Origin of the sequence: Vibrio rotiferianus CAIM 577 = LMG 21460 (assembly GCF_002741985.1) — a bacterium.
Classification (GTDB): domain Bacteria; phylum Pseudomonadota; class Gammaproteobacteria; order Enterobacterales; family Vibrionaceae; genus Vibrio; species Vibrio rotiferianus.
In genome coordinates this window covers 1-1,032 of record NZ_APHW01000094.1, presented here as the reverse complement: position 1 = coordinate 1,032, position 1,032 = coordinate 1, and the positions used below count along the sequence as shown (strand labels likewise).

Annotated in this window: 1 protein-coding gene; it reads left to right on the top strand. The window is 44.3% G+C overall.

Annotated elements, in window-relative coordinates; all coding sequences use genetic code 11:
• Positions 1-43: 43 nt before the first annotated feature.
• On the top strand, positions 44-1,032 hold a 989-nt coding region (locus B853_RS16590), incomplete at its 3' end, for an IS4 family transposase (RefSeq protein WP_128826953.1).

Genomic DNA, 1,032 nt, shown 5'->3' with positions numbered 1-1,032 from the left:
ATCGTATGATAATCCCCACTAACAACGTTAGTGGGGATTTTTTATGTTTGCTCAAGAGTTGGTTTTGGCTCATGAAACAATAGAGGATGGTAAAAACTACGAGTCTGTAGTTAATGCCATTCAACTTGAATGGATAGAGCAAGCTTTGCTTGATACATCTAAAGCAAGTATTAGGCGACGACGTTTACCAGCGCAACAAGCGGTTTGGCTTGTTATTTGGATGGGACTGCAACGGAATAAATCAATTAAGGAAGTGTGTAGTTCTCTTGATTTAGCTCTTCAACCCGAACCTCAGAATACATGGTCTCGTGTTGCACCTAGTGTGCTAACTGACTCTAGGCGACGTTTAGATGAGGCGCCTCTTGCCGCTTTGTTTAAAACCTCTGTGGCGGCTTGGGAGAGCGACGCACTAGTAAAAAATAAGGTGCTAGGGCTAAGCATCATGGCCGTGGATGGTACAACTTTTCGTTGTCAAGATTCAGAAGACAATGCGCAAGCATTTGGATTCATTTCTCAAAAACATAAACCTTACCCTCAACTTCGCTTGGTCGGCCTGATGGCGACCGAGACACGCTTTATGGTGGGGGCTGCATTCGATGCTTGTCAGGTTGGCGAGGCAACGTTAGCACGCAGATTATTAGCAGACGTGCCAGCCAACTCGCTAACATTGTTTGATCGTTGCTACTTTTCCGCCGACCTGTTGATATCGTGGAATGCAGCAGCCTCCAATAGTCACTGGCTAACCCCCGTAAAACGGAAATTAAGATATGAAGTTGTAGAGCACTTTGCTGAAAACGACATGCTTATTTCTATGCCTATCTCACCACAAGCTCAGCGTAATAACCCTAATTTACCGACTCATTGGCAGGCACGCCTCATCCTCTATAAAGACCCAAAAGGTGAAATTGAAGGCTTTATAACTTCCCTTGTTGACCCTAAGAAGTACTCATTAGAAGATTTATTAGCTGTCTATTGGCAACGCTGGGAAATAGAAGAAGGTTACGGTGAGATAAAGCAAACTCAGCTACAAAG